The organism is Rathayibacter sp. AY1C7, from assembly GCF_002931865.1.
Lineage (GTDB): Bacteria > Actinomycetota > Actinomycetes > Actinomycetales > Microbacteriaceae > Rathayibacter.
This window is the reverse complement of sequence record NZ_PSWB01000021.1, coordinates 44,575-61,298: the sequence shown is the minus strand read 5'-3', so window position 1 is coordinate 61,298 and position 16,724 is coordinate 44,575. Positions and strand designations below refer to the sequence as shown.

Here is a 16,724-nt window from a genome sequence, read left to right as displayed (position 1 = left end):
AGGGCCTACTCTGGCCCATCCGGGGTGCCGGCGGAACGGTGGGTCCCGAGCGTCTGCGCCACGGGGGCGAGCGCGGAGCGACGGACCTTGCCCGCGTCGCTCCGAACGGGCTCGTGCACGATCCGGAGGGCCCGGAGGCGCCGCTCAGCGCCCAGCGCGGCGTTCGCCCGAGCGAGCAGACCGGCCGGGTCCACGCCCGCGTCGCCCACGTCGACGACCGCCTCCACCGCCTGCCCCAGCTCCGTGTCCGGCACGCCGAAGGCGACCGCCCCGCGGACTCCGGGCAGGGCCTCCAGCACCCGCTCGACCTCGGCCGGCCAGACGCTCACTCCGCCCCGGAGGATCAGATCGTCGGCGCGGTCGACCACCCAGAGCCACCCGTCCCCGTCCATGCGGCCGACGTCGCCGAGGGTGTCCCAGCCCTCCTCCGTCCGCCGCGAGCCCGCGCCGAGGTAGCGGTAGGCGGGGGCCTCGCCGCGGTGCAGCCAGATGCGGCCGAGCTCGCCGGTCGGAGCCTCCGTGCCGTCCTCCCGCAGGATGCGCAGGGTCGTCCCGCTGATCGGCCGTCCGACACTGCCCGGGTGCTCCAGCCACTCCCGGCCCGTGATCATCGTCAGTCCGTTCGACTCGCTGCCCGCATAGACCTCGACCACCCGCTCCGGGCCGAGCCAGCCGATCAGCGCCCGCTTGTCGGCGGGCGCGCAGGGCGCTCCGAGGTGCAGCACCGTCGCGAGCGAGGACACGTCCGCCCCCGACCGCTCGGGCGCAGCCAGCAGGCGGCGGATCGTGGTCGGGACGAGCAGGGTCCAGGTGACGCGGTGCTCCTCGATCGCCGCGAGGACCCGGGCGGCGTCGAACCGCGGCAGCAGCACCAGGCGCTGCCCGGTCATCAGCCCGCGGAAGGCGTAGGTGAAGGTCGCCGAGTGCATCAGCGGGCCGCTCACCAGCTGCACGCCCTCGCGCGGCAGGAACGGCGCGACCGGCGCGTCCGGATCCAGCAGCGCCGGGCCCGCGGCCAGCACCACCTTCGGCCGCCCCGTGCTGCCGGAGGAGGTGGGCGCCTTCCAGGACGAGGCCCACCGGTCCTCGAGCGAGCCGGCCGGCACCTCCGGCCCGGGCCGCCAGTCGCCCGCGCGCCACGGGACAGCGGAGGAGGAGGGCGCGCCGATGACGAGCGCCGGCCGCGCGATCCGCTCCACCTCGGCGCGCTCCGTCGCCGACAGCCCGGTCGAGACCGGCTGCGGCACGGCGCCCGCCTTCCAGACCGCCGCGCAGACGACGAGCGCGTCCAGCGAGTTCGAGAGCGAGACGGTGACGAGGTCGTCGGTCCGGACGCCGAGATCGCGGTAGGCGCGGGCGAGGCGGGTGCTCTCGCGGTCGAGCTCCCCCGCCGTCAGCGCGCCCTCGTCGGCCACGGCGACGATCCGGTCGGGATCGGCGTCGGCGAGACCGGTGACGATGCGCGAGATCGACCGGCGGGTCACCGGCGGCGCCCGATCGTGTCCAGGCGGCAGGACGGAGTCATCCGGGCACGCCTGCTCGCGCGGATCCCGGCCCGTCCGGAGGAGTTCCTCCTGAGCTCTGAACCGAGCCGTCGAGCACCCGCTCGTAGAACCGCAGATGCGCGGCCGCGACGTCGTCCCAGGAGTGCGAGGCGGCCAGGGCCCGGCCGTCCGGCGAGGGCAGCGTCAGGGCCTCCTCCAGCGCGTCGGCGAAGGAGGCGGGGTCCCGCCCGTAGCGGACCGCGTCCCCGAACACCTCGTGGATCACCGGCAGCTCCCGCGCCACGACCGGCACCCCCGCGGCGAGCGCCTCCATCGCCGCCAGCCCGAACCCCTCCTTCACCGAGACGAAGCCCAGCGCGGAGGCGCCGGCGACGAGCGGAGCGAGCCTCTCCTCCGGAACGGTGCCGAGGATCACCGGAGCGATCCCGAGCTCGGCCGCCCTCCGGTCGAAGGCGGCCCGGTACTCGCGGTAGTCGAACAGGGTCTCGCCGCCGCCGAACACCAGCGCGACGTCGTGGCCGCGCTCGCGCAGCAGAGCCCACGCCTCGAGCAGCTCGATGCTGCCCTTCCGCGGCTCGATGCCGCCGAGGGCGAGGAGGTACGGGCCGAGCTCGGCCCGCCACCCCCCGGTCAGCGGATCGTCGACGGCGGCCGCGAACCGCGCCGCGTCGACACCGTTCGGGATCACGTCGGGCAGCAGCCCCCAGCCGGCGCGCACCTCCTCGGCGACCGCAGCGGACACGCACAGCCGGGTCAGGGGGAGCCGGACGGCGCGGTCGTGGCAGGCGCGCAGCTCCGGGGTGGTGAAGTCGTCCAGGTGGTGGATCGTGCGGATCGGCGCGAGTCCGGCGGCGAGCGCCGCGTTGGCCGAGATGCAGTCCTGCGCGTGGACGACCGGGGCGTCCTCGCCCCGCAGGGCCTCGGCCATCGCGGCGATGGACCGGACGATGCGGGCGCCGACCGGCTCGCCCTCGCGGTGCGGAAAGGGCACCACCCGCACGGTCACGCACGGATCGACGGGGCGGAAGAAGGAGTCGTCGCCGCCCCGGGCGAGCGTGCGCACCGTGACGTCGTGTCCGGCGCGCGCGAGCGCCTCGGCGAGGGCGAGGGTGTGCACCACCCCGCCGCGCGGCCGGGTGGAGTAGGTCAGCAGGCAGATCCGCATCTCAGCTCCGGTAGGCGTGCTCCGCGCGGTCGCGGAGGTGGTGCATCGTGCGGCGGGCGCGGGCGACGGAGCCGGCGACGTCAGCGGAGGCGAGCGCGAGCCCGCCCTTCGCCCAGGTCTTCGCGATGATCTCTCCCGCCGGATCCACGACCTTCGCCTGCCCGAGGAACCGCAGGCCGCCGAGCACGCCGGTCTGGTTCGAGGAGACGAGGTAGACCTGGTTCTCGGCGGCGCGGGCGCAGTCGTAGAGATCGAACAGGTGGGCCTGGCGGTCGTTGCGGATCCGATCGGAGCGGTCGGTCACGCTCGCGGGCCACGCGCTGAGGCAGGCCAGCACCTCCGCGCCGTCGAGGGCCAGCGAGCGCGAGGACTCCGGGAAGGTCTTGTCGAAGTCGATCAGCATCCCCATCCTCCCGATCGGCGAGTCGAAGGCGGCGAAGCCGCGACCCGGCAGGTACGCCTCGGACTCGCCCAGCGGCAGGTGGACCTTGCGGTGCGTGCCGATCAAGCGCCCGCCGTGCACGCAGACCGCGGTGTCGTAGCGGACCTCGCGACCGCCCTCGAGCGCGCGCTCCGCGATCCCGAAGCACACGGTGAGATCGCCCGCCAGCTCGGCCACGCGGGCGACCTCCGGCCCATCGAGCTCGAGGCTCGGCGGCAGGTCCGGCCCGGGGTGCTGGAGGTCGAGCAGGTAGCCGCCGAGGGTCGCGTCCGGGAGCACGAGCAGGTCGACCGAGCGCTCGCGGGCGTGAGCGATGATGCCGGCGAGCTTGGCGAGGGTGCGGTCGATGTCGCGACCGAAGTTCGCTGCGACCGCACCCATCACCGTCTCCGTCATGCGAGGAGGCTATCCGGCGAGATCCGGCTCGCGCTCCCGAGCGAAGCGCCCCGCCTCGCGCACTCGCCGGACCTCCTCCGCCAGGTGCCCCGCATCGCGGGCGATCGCCTCGAAGCGGCCGGACCCCCAGGTGTGCAGCCACGGCAGCCCGAGGAACGACAGGCCCGGCACGCTCGTCACTCCGCGCTGGTGGGTGGGATGGCCGGCGCCGTCGAACACGCCGATCTCGACCCAGCGATAGTCGGAGCGGAACCCGACCGCCCAGACGACGCTGCCGATGCGCGCGAGGTCGAGCCCGGTCGCCTCGGACTCCGGCCGCCAGACCGGACGGCAGCGGTCCTCCTCGGGAGCGTCGATGCCGTGCGCCGCGATGTAGCGGTCGATGTCGTCCTTGATCGACTCCGCGACCGAGTCCGCGTAGTCGAGCGACGCCTCCGCCGTGGGGGCGAAGCGCAGCCGGGACCCCTCCACCCCGGCCAGTCGGCCGTAGAGGTGCATCCCGTCGCGGGCGAAGGCGCGCAGGTCGATGTCCCGCCCGCCCCCGCGCCCCGTCACGTAGTGGTTGGTCGACTCCCGCTTGGTGAGCCCGCCGACCTGCGCGTGGACGGGCACGTCGTACACGCCCATGTCCTGGAGCCAGGCGACGCAGTCGCGGCCCCGGTAGAAGCGCGCCACCCGCGGCGCGCTGCCGAGGGCGAGGTGGACCTCGCGCCCGGCGAGGAAGAGGTCCTCGGCGATCTGCGCGCCCGACTGCCCGGAGCCGACGACGAGCACGCCGCCGGGCGGGAGCGCCTCCGGCGAGCGGTAGTCGGCGGAGTGGAGCTGCAGCACGTCCGACGGCAGCCGCGCGGCGACGGCGGGGAGGACCGGGCGGTGGTAGCCGCCGGTCGCCACGACGACCTGGTCGGCCGTGATCGCGCCCGCGCTCGTGATCAGCTCGAACCCTCCCCCGGCGCGCTCGCGGAGCCGGCTCACCTCCACGCCCTCGACCACGGGGGCGTCGAAGCTCTGCGCGTAGCGGCGCACCCACGCGTGCACCTCGTCGCGCGTCATGAATCCGTCCGGGTCCGGCCCGTCGTAAGGGTACCCGGGGAGGCGGCACTGCCAGTTCGGCGTGACGAGGGTGAAGGCGTCCCAGCGGCGGTCGATCCAGTCGTGGCCGATGGTCGCGCGCTCGAGCACGACGTGCTCGATGCCGTCGTCGACCAGGTGCCGGCTGATCGAGAGCCCGGCCTGCCCGCCTCCGACCACCGCGACCTCGACGTGGCGCCCGGGCTCGATAGCGGCGCTCACGGCCGCACCCGCTGCCCGGCCGGAGCGGGCGGCTCCATCGCGAGCACCCTGACCGTGCCGCCCTCGAAGCGCTGCGCCGTGCGGAGGATGTCGGACTCCTGCTGCATCGCGGAGGTGCAGGCGAACCCGAACCGCTCCCGCACCCGGTCCGACGCGATGCGCAGCGCCTCACTCGAACGGGCGACGAAGTCCTCGAGCGAATAGGCGGTCCCGGTCCCGAGGAACTCGTGCACGACCAGGCTCGGCGAGTAGCAGCGCTCCTCCGAGCCGTCCGGCCAGCGGACGTGGAAGGTCATCTCAGGCATGGACGAGTCCTCCGTTCCAGACCCGGTCGATGTCGTAGGCGCCGGGCCGCCGGTCGCGCAGGTGGAACATCCCGCCGCGCATCGCCTCGAAGGCGCCGCGCACGTCGATGTCGGCGACGGCCATGCCTGCTCCGAGCAGCGTCGTCGCGAGCACGTTGCCGCCGGGATCGACGACCTTCGCGTTCCCGACGTAGCGGAGCGAGCCGAAGGTCCCCGACTGGTTCGAGGCGAGCCAGAACACCTGGTTGTCGAGGGCGCGGGCGATGTCGAACTGATTGAACCGGTACGTCCAGCGGTCCTCCTGCAGGTTCTCGGCCGTCGCCGTCCGAGCGGCCGGCCACGCCGAGAGCGAGGCGATGATCTCGGCGCCGTCCAGCGCCATCGACCGCGCCGCCTCGGGGAACGCCTTGTCGTAGCAGATCTGCAGGCCCACCCGGCCGACCGGCGTCTCGAAGGTGCCGTAGCCCGGGCCCGGCGAGTACGAGAGGTGCTCGCCCAGCGGCTGGTGCACCTTCCGGTAGCTGCCGTAGACCTGCCCGCCGTCCAGGAGCGCGGCCGCGTTGTAGCGGGTCTCGCCGTCGTCGTCGAGCTCGCAGAAGCCGATCGCCACCACCAGGTCGCCGACGATCTCCTGCACCCGCCGCAGCTCCGGCCCGTCCAGGCGCACCGCCGGCGGGAGGGAGCGGCGGGTGGTGGCGACCGTGTCGCCGTGGTTGCCGAGCGAGGAGAGGTAGCCGCCGATCGCGGCCTCGGGGAGCACCAGGAAGCGCACTCCCCTCTCGCGGGCCTCCTCGGCCAGGGAGGCGATGAGCGCGTAGTTCTGATCCAGGTCGCGGGTGAAGTTCGCCGCGACCGATCCGACGAGGGTCATCGCGATCGCCTACAGGTTGTAGGTGGAGTTGATGATCGCGCCCTTGCGGGCGTAGTGGATGAGCGCGTCCTGCACGTCGAGCGGGTGGCAGGGGATGCAGCCCTCGATCAGGTCCTCCTCGCGGAGGCCGTGGAGCGCCATGCCGAACCGGCAGACGAAGACGCGGTTCCCCTCCTGGATGAAGGTCTCGATGGCGTTGTTGAGGTTCTGCTCGCCGGGGAATCCGGAGTCGCCGACCGTCGGGAAGCCGCGGGTGGCCATCGCGTTGATGGTGCCGGGCCCGTAGAAGTAGAGCGCGGACTCGTAGCCCTTCCGCGCCGCGCGGGTGGCCTGGAGCACTGCGACGAAGCTGACCGAGGACTCGTGGGCGATGCCGTGCACGAGGGTCAGGTACGACTCCCCGGGCTCGGCCTGGTAGTCGGGGAAGACCTTGGTGGAGCCGTAGAGGTTGCTGCCCTTCGGGAGCGCCGGGTGGGCGATCTCGGAGCGCGACATCTCGATGTTGGCGCTGACCTGGTCTTCGATCTCCTGGGAGACGGACATGGTTCCTCCTGGTGTCGGTCCGCCGAAGCGGCGTGCGAGTGCATGGCTCCGGCGGGATGCGCTGAGACGACGCGGGACGACGTCCGCCGGGGTGGAGCAGTGGTGCGGAGTGGAACGCGTCCAGTCAACGGCCGGGATGTTTCGGAGTGGTTTCCACCGGAAGAAGCTCCCGTGACGGCGGATCCGTAACGAGACCGCGTTCCTCCCGTCACGAGGGCGAAACACGAGGCGCCTTGACTGGGGGGTGAGACGACCGCACCGACATCCCGGCCGCCGCTGTGCGCGGCCCGTCCGGCCCGCTCCGCGGTGCCACGAAGGAGTCCTCGTGACCGATCTCCGCAGTCCCTCCCCCGCGTCCTCGCCGCCGGCAACCGGTGCGGCGCACCCGGCCGCCGGCCCGCACCCGGTCGGCGGGGCGCACTCCCCGGGCGGGGCGCACTCGACCGGGATCCGCCGCACCGGCCCCTCCGCCCTCCGCACTCGCGTCGACATCGCCCTGCAGGGCATCCGCGTCGAGGCACCGGTGCACCGCGAGGCCGGCGCCGGCCCGAGCGACGACGGGCACGTGATGCTCGGCGGCCTGGGCGCCGCGATCCCGGTGAACCCCGACAGCCCCTACGTGGTGAGCGGGAACCGCCTCCTGCTCGAGGGCGCCGACATCGGCCTGGACGTGACTCCCGTCCGCCGCCCGCGCTTCTACGATCTCGACACCGCCGACGGCGTCTCCTACGAGAAGATCGCCCGGCTGCACGGCCGTGACATCCTCGCGACCACCGTCGTCCAGACCTGCATGCGCTACGACGAGGCGGAGCGCTGCCGCTTCTGCGCGATCGAGGCCTCGCTCGAAGCCGGTGCGACCATCGCGGTCAAGACCCCGGCCCAGCTCGCCGAGGTCGCGGAGGCGGCGGTCCGCCTCGACGGCGTGCGCCAGATGGTGATGACCACCGGCACCTCCAAGGGCCGCGACCGCGGAGCGGCCCACCTCGCGCGCTGCGTCCGCGCGGTGCTCGCGGCGGTCCCCGGGCTGCCGATCCAGGTGCAGTGCGAGCCGCCCTCCGACGTCTCGGCGCTGCAGGCGCTGAAGGACGCGGGCGCCGTCTCGATCGGCATCCACGTGGAGTCGATGGACGACGCGGTGCGGCAGCGCTGGACCCCGGGCAAGGCGCGGGTCAGCCTGGACGAGTACCGCTGGGCGTGGCGCGAGGCAGTGCGGATCTTCGGCCGCAACCAGGTCTCGACCTACCTCCTGGTGGGCCTCGGCGAGGACCCGGACGAGCTGGTCACGAGCGCCCGCGAGCTGATCGGGATGGGGGTCTACCCCTTCGTGGTGCCCTTCCGTCCGCTGCGCGGGACCCTGGCGACCGAGGTCGACCACGTGCTCCCGCCGGCCGGGTCACTGCTGGAGCGGGTCAGCGCCGAGGTCGCCGCGCTCCTGATCGAGGCCGGGATGCTGAGCAGCGGCCAGAGTGCGGGCTGCGCGGCGTGCGGGGCCTGCGGCGTCCTGAAGACGGCCGGCGCCTGATGGTGGAGCTCTCGATCCTCGAGGGTGCTCGGGTCGCGCCTGCGTTCACGGTGGTGAGGGCGGAGGAGCGCGAGCTCGCCGCGCACCGGGCCCTGCGGCGCGAGGTCTTCGTCGCCGAGCAGGGGCTGTTCGCGGGCGACGACCACGACGACGCCGACGACGATCCGCGCTCGGTGGTGCTCGTCGCGGTGGCTCCGGACGGCGCGGTGCTCGGCGGGGTCCGGATCGCGCCTGTCGGCGGCGGACGCGATCTGGGCTGGTGGACCGGCAGCCGCCTGGTGGTGGCGCGCGAGGCGCGGGGCGGCTCCGGAATCGGTGCCGCCCTCGTGCGCGCGGCCTGCGCGGAGGCGGAGGCGCGCGGGGTGCTCCGCTTCGAGGCCTCGGTGCAGCTGCGCAACGAGGTGCTGTTCCGGCGGCTCGGCTGGCGGAGGATCGGCACGAGCACCGTCGCCCGAGTCGAGCACGCCCGGATGCGCTGGCCGGTCGACCGGCTCGACCGGGCGGCCACCGCGGCCAAGGCGGCCCTCGGCGCCCTTCTGGCTCCGCTGGCGGCCGAGGGGGGCCTCGGTGGGGCCGGCTTCGTCGGCGACGACGGAGCACCGGTCCCGGGCAGCGACCTGATCGCCGTCTGCGACGCGATCGTCCCGTCCATGGTGGAGCGCCACCCGGAGTGGGCGGGGTGGTGCTCGGTGCTGGTCAACGTCAACGACCTCACCGCGATGGGCGCGACCGGCATCGGGCTGATGGACGCGATCGGCGCTCGCGACGCGGCCGCCGCCGCGCGCATCGTGAGCGGTCTGCGGGCCGCCTCCGCCGCCTGGGGCGTCCCCGTGCTCGGCGGGCACACCCAGCTCGGAGTGCCGGCGGCCCTGAGCGTCACCGGTCTCGGCCGTACCGCGGCGCCGGTGCCGGGCGCCGCCGCTCCGGGCGACGAGCTCTCGCTGACGGCCGACCTCGGCGGCGGCTGGCGGCCCGGCTTCGCGGGCGCCCAGTGGGACTCGACGTCGTCCCGGCGCGCGGAGGAGCTCCGGGCGATGGCCGCCTCCGTCGGACTCGCGCGGCCGAGGGCGGCGAAGGACGTGAGCATGGCCGGGCTGGTGGGGACGGTCGGCATGCTCGCCGAGGCCAGCGGAGGAGGAGCGGTGATCGACCTCGCGGCGGTCCCCGTCCCCGAGGCGGCCGGCACCGCCGACTGGCTCGGCTGCTTCCCCGGCTTCGCGATGATCACCGCCGACCGGCGGGGGGAGTCGAGGATGGGCACACCCTGGACCGCGACGGCCGCGGTGGGGAGCGTCGTCACGGAGCCGGGCGTGCGGCTGCGCTGGCCGGACGGCGAGGAGACGACGGCGATCGCCGGTGCGGTGACGGGGCTCGGCGCAGCGGGCTGACGGGCCGGGCCGGAGGCGCATCCTCCTCGGCGCGGCCGTGAGACGCAACCCCGCGCAGATCCTCGCCGAGCGGCGGAGACTGGCGGCGGCCCGTTGCTCGACGGGCGCTCATCGACGGAAGGAACGACCCCATGGTGGATCTCGGAGGACTCGCGGACAAGGCGAAGAACGCCGTGAACAGCGACAAGGGCGAGGAGCTGACCGACAAGGGACTCGACAAGGCGGGCGACGCCGCCGACTCCGCGACCGGCGGGAAGTTCGCCGGCCAGGTCGACAAGGCCCAGGAGGCCGGCGACCAGCACGTCGGCAACGACTGACCGCCGGGCGGCCCTTCCGCGCTGTCGCGGAGGGCCGCCCGTCCATCAGTCCCGGTCGCCGAGCCCGCGCAGCAGCGCCCGCACCACGGCGACGGAGCGATCGGCCGCGTCGTCGACGTGCGCCTCGAACTCGCCGGGGGCGCAGAGGTCCGAGATCCCGCGGACCGAGACGAACGGCAGCCCGTGCACGTGCGCCGTCTGCGCGAGGGCGACGGACTCCATGTCGGTGGCGAGCGCGCCGGGGAAGTCGTTCCGCACGCGGTCCACGTGGGCGCTCGAGACGAAGACGTCGCTCGAGACGATCAGGCCGCGGCGCACCGGCGGCCCCTCCAGCAGCTCGAGCTCCGCGGCGAGCGCCGCGTCGTCCCCGGAGTAGCGGGCGGGCATCCCCGGGACCTGCCCGAGCGCGTAGCCGAACGCCCGCGCATCGGCGTCGGTCTGCACGTACTCGGCGCCGATCACGACCTCGCCCACGCGGACGTCGGCGCCCAGGCCGCCGGCGGTCCCCGCGCTCACCACGAGCGGCCGGGAGCCGCCCTCCCGCAGGATCGCTGCGGTGAGACCGCCGGCCGCGTTGACGAGGCCGATGCCGGTGCGGACGAGCAGCACCGCGCGGGAGTCGAGCTCGAGCTCCCACTGCAGCGCGTTGCCGACGGCGCGCGGCTCGGAGGCGCTGGACGCGGCGGCGAGGAACGGCGCGGCCTCCTCGTCCATCGCGACCAGGACGATCGCCGTGCTCACGCGGTGACCGTCTCCCACTCCGAGCGGTGCGCGAGGAACGTGCGCGCCGCCTCCTGCGCCCCCTCGAGGGAGTGGTTGGCGCCCCAGCCGCACTGGGTCTCGTTGGCGGCCGGGACCTCGTCGGCCTCGGTGATGTCCTGGAGCGTCGCCTCGACCAGGCCGAGCACCTCGGAGAGCTCGGGCTCGCCCGAGAGGAGCAGGTAGAAGCCGGTCTGGCAGCCCATCGGCGAGAAGTCGATCACGCGGTCGGAGTGGTTGCGGGACTTCTCGGCGAACAGGTGCTCGAGCGAGTGCACGGTGGGCATCTCGAGGTGCCCGCGGTTGGGCTGGGTGAAGCGCACGTCGTACTTGACGAGGTGGTCGCCTCCGGGCAGCGTCTTCGCGTCGGCGAGGCGCACGTACGGCGCTGCGACGGTGCGGTGGTCGAGGTTGAACGACTCGACGTTCATGCGCGGCTGATCCACGGTGGTCTCCTTCGCTGGGGGTCCCTCCATTGTCCTCCGCTCCGCGGAGCGGAGGCGGACCCCGGCGGATCCGGCTGCTTCTTCTCCGGGGCTGCGCCCGGATGCGAAGACGGAACGGAGCTCCCCGATCGACCGGGCGGAGGGTGGCCGGAGCGGGGCGGCCGTACGCGGGCGGGTAGCCGAGGGCCGTCGAGCCGTCGTTCGCAGTCGTCTTCCCGGTCGTCGTTCCTCCTCCTCGGCGTGCGGGGCGGCGTCCTCGGTCCACTCGACCACGGACTGGTCGGGCACGGAGAGCCAGCGTGCCGTCGCGCCCGACGCGGCGGGGACCCGGGCCCCTGAGCGGTGGAGAACGGGCCGCTCCGATCCCTGGCGAGGAGCCTCGGCCGCTCCTCAGAACAAGTCCGAGAAGCCCATCGCGACGAGGTTCGCGTGCGAGGTCCGCAGGCAGTCGAGCGCGCTCCGCCCGTAGCGCTCGTCCTGCTCGACGAGGAGGTGGTCGACGCCGAGCGCGAGGCTCGTCCCGATGATCCCCGGGAAGTCGAGATTGCCCTCCCCCACCTCGGCGAACTGCACGTTCGAGGTGAAGGCGTGCACGGACCACCCGCCGGACGCATCGGCGGGCGGCCCGACCCGGTAGTCCTTCAGGTGCACCAGGGCGACGCGCTCCCCGTACCGGCGCAGCGTCGTCACGGGATCGAGCCCGCCCCGCTGCACCCAGTGCACGTCGAGCTCGAGCCCCAGCAGCGGAGCCCGCTCGGCGACGACGTCGAGCAGGAGGCGGCCGTCGTGCCGCGCGAACTCGTGGTGGTGGTTGTGGAGCAGCAGCCGCAGCCCGTCGTCGCGGAGCCCCGCCGCGGCGGCCTGGCAGCGGTCGGCGAAGTCGAGCAGAGCGGCCGGCGAGACCGCCGCGGAGGCGGGCAGCATGCCGATCCGGACCGTGCGCGTGCCGAGCGCGCGGGCGTCGGCGACGATCCCGGCGAGCCCGCCCTCGAGCGCGGCACCCGGGGAGTCCCCCGGTGCCAGGCCCGCCGAGATCGCCGCGATCTCGACGCCGAGCTCGTCCCGCGCCCGCTGCAGCTCGGCCACGGTGGCCGCCGTCAGCGGGACCTGCGAGATCTCCACCGACCGGTAGCCGATCGCTCGGACCTCCCGGAGCGTCGCGAAGGCGCCCGCCGAGGCGAACGCGTCCTTCAGCATCATCGCCTGCACGCCGATCCTGGTCACGGCAGTCCTCCCGGTCGCGGTGGGGGCCGGCGTCTCCGCGGCCCGGAACGCCCCCGACGGTAGAGGCGCGCCTCCGATCTTGTCAATCGGTTGCCAATACGCGTATGGTCGTGGCACGGCGGCGCTCCTGCCCGCCGGTTCCCGACGACGAGAACGAGGCACGCACCGTGACCACCGCACCCGCGACGACCGCACCCGCGACGACCGCATCCGAGAACCCCGCGCCCTGGACCCTCTCCGGCTTCGGCGACGAGATCGACCCCGACCCGGTCGTCCAGGTCGCCGTCCTCCGAGCGCTCGGCGCGCACAGCATCGAGGTGCGCAGCGCCTGGGGCCGGAACGTCGTCGACCTCGACGACGAGCGCCTCGCCCGCCTCGCCGCCGTGCTCGAGCGCGGCGGCCAGTCCGTCTCGGCCGTCGCCTCGCCCATCGGCAAGGTCGACGTCGCCCTCGACCCCGAGCTCGAGGTGGCGCGCCTCGACCGCGTCATCCGCGCCGCGCACGCCCTCGGCACGCCGAGCATCCGCGTCTTCTCGTTCTACCGGGGCGAGGGAGTGCCGGTCGAGAGCATCCGCGACGACGTCCTGCTGCGCATGCGCAGACTCGCCGATCGAGCCGAGCGCGAGGGCGTGGTGCTGCTGCACGAGAACGAGAAGGACATCTACGGCGACGTCCCCGAGCGGATCCTCGACCTGGTCGAGTCCGTCGGCTCGCCCGCCCTGCGCCTCGCCTGGGACAACGCGAACTTCGTGCAGTGCGGGGTGCGGCCCTTCGACGACGGCTGGACGGCGCTGCGGCCCTACGTCGACTACCTGCAGGTGAAGGACGCGGTGGCCGCGACCGGCACCGTGGTGCCCGCCGGCGAGGGCGACGGCCAGCTGCGCGAGACGCTCACCGCCCTGCGCGACGACGGCTGGACGGGCGTCGCCTCGCTGGAGCCGCACCTCGCGATCACGGACGCCCTCGGCGGATTCTCCGGCCCCGAGTCGTTCGGAGTGGCCGCTCGGGCCTTCCGGGGGCTCGCCTCCTCGCTCGGGATCGACCTGCGATGAGCGTCCGCGCGGCGGTGATCGGCTGCGGCGACATCTCCTCCGTCCACCTCGCGGCGATCGGCACCGCACCCGGCGCGGAGCTGGTGGCGGTCTGCGACACCGACCCGGGCCGGCTCGCCGCGGCCACCGAGAGGCACGCGGTGCCGGGCTTCCCCGAGGCGGTCCGGATGCTCGACTCCGTCCGCCCCGACGTCGTGCACGTCTGCACTCCGCACAGCACGCACGCCGCGCTGGCGGTCGCGGCCCTGGACCGCGGCGTCGCGGTGCTCCTCGAGAAGCCGCTCGCCTCCTCCGTCGCCGAGGGCGAGCAGGTGATCGCCGCGGCCGAGCGGGGCGGGGCGCGCATCGGCGTCTGCTTCCAGAACCGCTACAACCCGCCCGTGCAGCGCCTCCGCGAGCTGCTGGTGTCCGGCTCCCTGGGCGCCGTGACGGGTGCGGCCGCGACCGTGCTCTGGCACCGCACTCCCGGCTACTACCTCGACCGCCCCTGGCGCGGGATGCGGGCCGAGGGCGGCGGCGGGATGCTGATGAACCAGGCGATCCACACCGTCGACCTCCTGCAGTGGCTCCTCGGCGAGGTGGTCGCGGTGAGCGGCTCCGCCTCCACGCGCCTGCTTCCGATCGAGGTCGAGGACACCGCCGACCTGGTGCTCACCCACGCCTCCGGCGCGCGCAGCGTCCTCTACGCGACCGTGGCGAACGCGTGGGACGAGCCGGTCGAGCTCCGCCTGCGCACCGAGCGCGCCACCGTCTCGCTGCGCGGTGCCCTCACCGTGCGGCGCGACGACGGATCCGTCGAGGTCGTCCCGGACACGGAGCGCCGATCCGGCGGGCGCTCGTACTGGGGCGCCTCGCACGAGCTTCTCGTGCACGACTTCTACGCCCGCCTCGGCGAGGACGAGCCCTTCTGGATCTCGCCCCGCGAGGCGGCGAGGTCGCTCGCGATCGTCCAGGCCGCCTACGCCCCGAGCGCGCCCGCGCGGATCCCCCACTCCACCCCGAACGAAGGACTCCTCCCATGACCACCGTCCGCCTCGGCATCATCGGATTCGGCGCCCAGGGCTCCTCCTACGCCCGCTTCCTCGCCGACGGCAGAGTGCGCGACCTCGTCGTCACCGCCGTCGCCGACGTCGACCCCGCCCGGGAGGCGGCGGCCGCCGCGCTCGCACCCGGAGCGTCCTTCCACGCCGACCACCGCTCCCTCCTCGCGAGCGGAGAGGTCGACGCCGTCGTCGTCTGCACTCCGCACTACCTCCACCCCGGGATCGGCATCGACGCTCTCGAGCACGGGCTGCACGTGCTGGTCGACAAGCCGGCGGGCGTCTACGCCGCGCAGGTCGCGGAGCTGAACGAGGCCGCCGCCGCCCGTCCCGGTCAGCGCTTCGCGATCATGTTCAACCAGCGGGCGAACCCGCTCTACCGCCGGCTCAAGGAGGTCGTCGACGAGGGCGGGATCGGCCGGATCCTGCGCTCGAACTGGATCATCACGACCTGGTGGCGGCCGCAGGCCTACTTCGACCAGAGCGCGTGGCGCGCGACCTGGGGAGGCGAGGGCGGAGGCGTCCTGGTCAACCAGGCGCCCCACCAGCTCGACCTCTGGCAGTGGCTGTGCGGGGTGCCGGAGTCGGTGGTCGCGAAGGCCGGCTACGGGCGGTGCCGCGACATCGCGGTGGAGGACGAGGTGACGGTGCTCGCCGACTTCGGCGGGGGCAGGACCGGCGTGCTGGTCACCACGACGCACGACCCGATCGGCACCGACCGCCTCGAGATCGTCGGCGAGCGCGGTCGGATCGTCGTCGACGACTCCCGGGTCGCGACGATCACCCGGCTGAAAGCCCCCGAGCGCGAGGTCAGCGCCGCCCTCAGCGCCGAGGACGTGGGCCTCCTGCTCAGCGGTCGCTACGACACCGCGGGCCTCTCCACGACGGAGCGGATCGAGTCGGCGTCGGTCTGGGGCGAGCAGCACACGGCCGTCCTGCAGGACTTCGCGGACAGCATCCTGCACGGCACGCCGCTGCTCGCACCCGGGGCGGAGGGGATCCTCGGGGTCCGGCTCGCCAACGCCATCCACTACTCGAGCTGGACGGGACGCGAGGTACCGCTCGACCTCGACGAGGGCGTGTTCCTGGCGGCGCTCAACGAGCGCATCCGCGAGGAGGGGGCGTTCCCGGAGCGGAGCTGACGGGGCGGAGCCGCGCTGGACAGGACCGGAGCGGTGGGCGGCCGGCCGGTGACGGCGGCCTCCCGGAGCGCGGACTCCCCGATCCGGCCCGACCCGGACGCGAGCGACGGGCCGGGCGGGCTTCTCGGCCCTGTGGCAGCATGGGCGGCGGACGGCGCCCCGTCCGCCGCCGTGCCCCTCGAGAGAAGACCGCGATCGTGCCCAGCGAAGACGCGCCCACCGGCCCCTCCGCCGCGAGACGCCGCGGCCGCTCCGCGACGACGATCTACGACGTCGCCCGACTCGCCGGCGTCGCCCCCTCCACCGTCTCGCGCGGGCTGAGCACGCCCGGACGGCTGAACGCCGCGACCGAGCAGCGGATCCGCGCCGCCGCCAAGGAGCTGGGCTACCGGCTCAACCCGATGGCGCGCGCGCTGCCGACGGGCCGCACCTCGACCCTCGGGCTGCTGGTGGCCGACATCACCAACCCGGCCTTCTTCCCCGCCGTGCGCGGAGCGGAGCGGGCGGCGTCGCTCCGCGGCTTCACGATGATCCTCGCCGAGTCGCAGGAGTCCGGGGAGCGCGAGGCCGAGGCGGCCGACCGCATCGCCGCCTCCACCGACGGGCTCGTCCTCGTCAGCACCCGCCTCAGCGACGAGGAGATCATCGCGCTGGCCGGGCGCATCCCGGTCGTCGTCCTCAACCGCGTGGTCCCCGGCGTCGCGGGGATCGTGCCCGATCTCGCCCCCGGGATCGACGCCGCGCTCGACCACCTCGCGGCCCTCGGCCACCGCTCCCTCGCCTTCATCGCCGGTCCGCCCGACTCGTGGATGAGCGCCGCGCGATGGGAGCTCCTCCTCGACCGCGCTCCGCAGCGGGGCATGACGGTCGTCGAGATCGGGCCGGGCGTCTCGACCCTCGAGGGCGGGAGGAGCGCGCTCGCGAGGGTGACCGCCTCCGGCGTCGGCGCGGTGATCGCCTACAACGACCTGGTCGCCATCGGACTGATGCGCGCGGCACAGGAGTCGGGCGTCGCGATCCCGGAGCAGCTCAGCATCATCGGCTTCGACGACATCTTCGGGAGCGACTTCACCTCGCCGCCGCTGTCGACCATCAGCGCGCCGCTGGGCCGGATGGGCGAGCGGGCGGTCCGCCGGGTGCTCGGCGACGAGGAGCCTCCGGAGCGGGCCGACGATCTGCCGACGGAGTTCGTCCCGCGCGCCTCGACGGGACCCCGCCGCGACTCCTGACCCCGGTCCGCGCCCCGGCGCGCCAATCGGTGCGACAGCCTTGGCAATCGGTTGACACTCCTCCGCACCCATACTTGGATGGCCC

17 protein-coding genes are annotated in these 16,724 nt (G+C 74.3%); 7 read left to right on the top strand and 10 right to left on the bottom strand.

Translation table 11 applies throughout. The features are described 5' to 3' along the window. Positions 1–5: 5 nt before the first annotated feature. The 7 genes from C5C69_RS12045 to C5C69_RS12015 are packed head-to-tail and all read right to left on the bottom strand — an operon-like array spanning position 6 to position 6,520. Positions 6–1,484: an AMP-binding protein gene (locus tag C5C69_RS12045; protein ID WP_104257962.1), complete on the bottom strand. Its 1,479-nt coding sequence runs from the start codon at positions 1,482–1,484 to the stop codon at positions 6–8. Positions 1,485–1,521: 37 nt separating this feature from the next. Continuing rightward, positions 1,522–2,670: an MSMEG_0565 family glycosyltransferase gene (locus C5C69_RS12040; RefSeq protein WP_104222632.1), complete on the bottom strand. Its 1,149-nt coding sequence runs from the start codon at positions 2,668–2,670 to the stop codon at positions 1,522–1,524. 1 nt (position 2,671) lies between these two features. Beyond that, positions 2,672–3,508: a carbon-nitrogen hydrolase family protein gene (locus C5C69_RS12035; protein WP_104257961.1), complete on the bottom strand. Its 837-nt coding sequence runs from the start codon at positions 3,506–3,508 to the stop codon at positions 2,672–2,674. A 9-nt stretch (positions 3,509–3,517) separates the two neighbouring features. Continuing rightward, positions 3,518–4,801 (bottom strand): MSMEG_0569 family flavin-dependent oxidoreductase, encoded by a 1,284-nt coding sequence (locus C5C69_RS12030; protein WP_219812201.1) that lies wholly within the window; start codon positions 4,799–4,801, stop codon positions 3,518–3,520. Then, the gene (locus tag C5C69_RS12025; RefSeq protein ID WP_104222634.1) at positions 4,798–5,106 is read right to left on the bottom strand and encodes an MSMEG_0570 family nitrogen starvation response protein; all 309 of its coding nucleotides are present in this window, start codon (positions 5,104–5,106) and stop codon (positions 4,798–4,800) included. Before C5C69_RS12025 ends, C5C69_RS12030 begins: the two co-directional genes overlap by 4 nt. Then, a complete protein-coding gene (locus C5C69_RS12020; RefSeq protein ID WP_104250270.1) occupies positions 5,099–5,977 on the bottom strand; it encodes a carbon-nitrogen hydrolase family protein in 879 nt (292 codons plus the stop codon). Before C5C69_RS12020 ends, C5C69_RS12025 begins: the two co-directional genes overlap by 8 nt. A 9-nt stretch (positions 5,978–5,986) precedes the next feature. Next, entirely contained in the window at positions 5,987–6,520 is a 534-nt protein-coding gene (locus C5C69_RS12015) for an MSMEG_0572/Sll0783 family nitrogen starvation response protein (RefSeq protein ID WP_104222636.1), read from the bottom strand. A 325-nt stretch (positions 6,521–6,845) separates the two neighbouring features. Between C5C69_RS12015 and C5C69_RS12010 the strand changes: the two genes are divergently transcribed. From C5C69_RS12010 to C5C69_RS12000, 3 genes are all read left to right on the top strand, one after another. Beyond that, on the top strand, positions 6,846–8,042 hold the full coding sequence (locus C5C69_RS12010; RefSeq protein ID WP_258059779.1) for an MSMEG_0568 family radical SAM protein: 1,197 nt from the start codon (positions 6,846–6,848) through the stop codon (positions 8,040–8,042). After that, the gene (locus C5C69_RS12005) at positions 8,042–9,430 is read left to right on the top strand and encodes an MSMEG_0567/sll0787 family protein (RefSeq protein ID WP_104257960.1); all 1,389 of its coding nucleotides are present in this window, start codon (positions 8,042–8,044) and stop codon (positions 9,428–9,430) included. The genes C5C69_RS12010 and C5C69_RS12005 overlap by 1 nt, the downstream gene beginning before the upstream one ends. A 131-nt stretch (positions 9,431–9,561) precedes the next feature. Further along, entirely contained in the window at positions 9,562–9,747 is a 186-nt protein-coding gene (locus tag C5C69_RS12000; RefSeq protein WP_104222638.1) for an antitoxin, read from the top strand. Positions 9,748–9,792: 45 nt separating this feature from the next. Here C5C69_RS12000 and mtnN read toward each other — a convergent pair whose 3' ends face one another. From mtnN to C5C69_RS11985, 3 genes are all read right to left on the bottom strand, one after another. Then, complete coding sequence (gene mtnN, locus C5C69_RS11995; RefSeq protein WP_258059322.1) at positions 9,793–10,488, bottom strand: 5'-methylthioadenosine/S-adenosylhomocysteine nucleosidase; 696 nt, start codon at positions 10,486–10,488, stop codon at positions 9,793–9,795. Further along, positions 10,485–10,982 (bottom strand): S-ribosylhomocysteine lyase, encoded by a 498-nt coding sequence (locus C5C69_RS11990; protein WP_308470742.1) that lies wholly within the window; start codon positions 10,980–10,982, stop codon positions 10,485–10,487. Before C5C69_RS11990 ends, mtnN begins: the two co-directional genes overlap by 4 nt. Positions 10,983–11,342: 360 nt before the next feature. Continuing rightward, on the bottom strand, positions 11,343–12,176 hold the full coding sequence (locus tag C5C69_RS11985; protein ID WP_258065233.1) for a sugar phosphate isomerase/epimerase: 834 nt from the start codon (positions 12,174–12,176) through the stop codon (positions 11,343–11,345). Positions 12,177–12,343: 167 nt separating this feature from the next. Here C5C69_RS11985 and C5C69_RS11980 point away from each other — a divergent pair, with 167 nt between their 5' ends. The 4 genes from C5C69_RS11980 to C5C69_RS11965 all read left to right on the top strand — a co-directional run bounded on the left by C5C69_RS11980 (position 12,344) and on the right by C5C69_RS11965 (position 16,639). Further along, positions 12,344–13,228, top strand: coding sequence for a sugar phosphate isomerase/epimerase (locus C5C69_RS11980; protein WP_258064191.1), 885 nt, complete (start codon positions 12,344–12,346; stop codon positions 13,226–13,228). Next, the gene (locus C5C69_RS11975) at positions 13,225–14,250 is read left to right on the top strand and encodes a Gfo/Idh/MocA family protein (protein WP_104257958.1); all 1,026 of its coding nucleotides are present in this window, start codon (positions 13,225–13,227) and stop codon (positions 14,248–14,250) included. The genes C5C69_RS11980 and C5C69_RS11975 overlap by 4 nt, the downstream gene beginning before the upstream one ends. Continuing rightward, positions 14,247–15,410: a Gfo/Idh/MocA family protein gene (locus tag C5C69_RS11970; RefSeq protein WP_104257957.1), complete on the top strand. Its 1,164-nt coding sequence runs from the start codon at positions 14,247–14,249 to the stop codon at positions 15,408–15,410. Before C5C69_RS11975 ends, C5C69_RS11970 begins: the two co-directional genes overlap by 4 nt. A 197-nt stretch (positions 15,411–15,607) precedes the next feature. Continuing rightward, entirely contained in the window at positions 15,608–16,639 is a 1,032-nt protein-coding gene (locus C5C69_RS11965; RefSeq protein ID WP_159940282.1) for a LacI family DNA-binding transcriptional regulator, read from the top strand. Positions 16,640–16,724 lie beyond the last annotated feature (85 nt).

Coding starts and splice junctions, on each gene's coding strand:
- C5C69_RS12040 (WP_104222632.1), bottom strand. CDS start 2,670: ATGCGGATCTGCCTGCTGACCTACTCCACCCGGCCGCGCGGCGGGGTG.
- C5C69_RS12035 (WP_104257961.1), bottom strand. CDS start 3,508: ATGACGGAGACGGTGATGGGTGCGGTCGCAGCGAACTTCGGTCGCGAC.
- C5C69_RS12025 (WP_104222634.1), bottom strand. CDS start 5,106: ATGCCTGAGATGACCTTCCACGTCCGCTGGCCGGACGGCTCGGAGGAG.
- C5C69_RS12020 (WP_104250270.1), bottom strand. CDS start 5,977: ATGACCCTCGTCGGATCGGTCGCGGCGAACTTCACCCGCGACCTGGAT.
- C5C69_RS12015 (WP_104222636.1), bottom strand. CDS start 6,520: ATGTCCGTCTCCCAGGAGATCGAAGACCAGGTCAGCGCCAACATCGAG.
- C5C69_RS12005 (WP_104257960.1), top strand. CDS start 8,042: ATGGTGGAGCTCTCGATCCTCGAGGGTGCTCGGGTCGCGCCTGCGTTC.
- C5C69_RS12000 (WP_104222638.1), top strand. CDS start 9,562: ATGGTGGATCTCGGAGGACTCGCGGACAAGGCGAAGAACGCCGTGAAC.
- C5C69_RS11990 (WP_308470742.1), bottom strand. CDS start 10,982: ATGGAGGGACCCCCAGCGAAGGAGACCACCGTGGATCAGCCGCGCATG.
- C5C69_RS11975 (WP_104257958.1), top strand. CDS start 13,225: ATGAGCGTCCGCGCGGCGGTGATCGGCTGCGGCGACATCTCCTCCGTC.
- C5C69_RS11970 (WP_104257957.1), top strand. CDS start 14,247: ATGACCACCGTCCGCCTCGGCATCATCGGATTCGGCGCCCAGGGCTCC.